Source organism: Moorena sp. SIO3E8 (assembly GCF_010692445.1).
In the GTDB taxonomy this organism is placed as follows: domain Bacteria; phylum Cyanobacteriota; class Cyanobacteriia; order Cyanobacteriales; family Coleofasciculaceae; genus Moorena; species Moorena bouillonii.
Map to the genome: position 1 here is coordinate 1 of NZ_JAAHHM010000374.1, position 1,183 is coordinate 1,183.

The window sequence follows — 1,183 nt, forward strand, 5'->3', positions numbered from 1 at the left end:
TTATTAGGATTTAATTTCATTAATTCGGTTACTAATTTTAGACAAACATCCTTAAAATTCATCCAGGTTTGACCATACAAACCAACGTAAAAACTGCTATGCCTCCGCTCCCTACGTCCAGATTCTTTTACACGAGCTACATAGTTTTGTATTCCTTTACGTTTAATAGTTTGACCTTGGAAAGTTGCAGAAGTGTAAGCTATCGCTATCAATAAAACTCTCGAAATAAACCGTTTATCCTCAAGCTTTGTGTTTTCTAAGTTATAACCACCACTCTTGAAATCTCTAAACATTTCCTCTATATTAAATCTTTTTTTATAAGCGGAAATCGCCAACTCTAATTTTTCAAAATTTGTCAGAATAAACCATCCTTCTTTCTGCGCTATTCCTTTGAGTTTACGTTGCCACTTACAAGCCACATTAAAATTTGAAAATCCACGAGTTTTAGTAACTTTAACTCCTTGTCTTGATGCAGTCGCTCATGGGGGGAACCCCCAAGACCGCGCTGCATCGCTGGATAAATAAAGACACTCCTGGTACTAAACCTAAATCATTAAGTTGAAGCCAATTAGTTTTTTTATATTCAATAAACTCGTTCTTTTTTAAGCGTAAGCAAAAATACACACCCAAGTCCTGTAAGTATTTTGCTAATTTGACAGAGCAAAATTCTCTATCTCCCAACAGGCAGATTTGATAGTTTTTAAAAAGCGGGATAACTTTTGACAATATTATTTGTTGTTCTGTTAGATTACTACTCCCTAACTTTGGCAACAAAGTAAAATATACTGGAAACGCCCTGTCTTGATGCAGTCGCTCATGGGGGGAACCCCCAAGACCGCGCTGCATCGCTTTTATCCCAAATGAGGCTAACCATGAATAAATTAATACGACCCCAACTTGTTCGATCTATTGCTATATAAATTAGTTGGTCCGAGGTAAAGTATGTTTTCAAAACTTCTTCAACTATTGGAAGCCAAACTTTTTCAATGGTGAGATTTGGCAGCGATAAAAATCTTTGTATTCTTTTTCTTTTGCTTTCAAATTTAATGGGTAAAGGGAGAGCATTTGCTAACTTTTCCAAACTGACTTTCTTGATTAATTGTAAAAGATTAATCAGGATTTTTAAAAAAATATAATCGGCTAGACTTAATTGACTTTTTAGGTGGTTTTGGTAGAATGTTGG

1 pseudogene is annotated in these 1,183 nt (G+C 35.1%); it reads right to left on the reverse strand.

Annotated elements, in window-relative coordinates:
* A pseudogene (locus F6K46_RS39890) lies at window positions 1-1,183 on the reverse strand (IS4 family transposase); the annotation flags it as partial.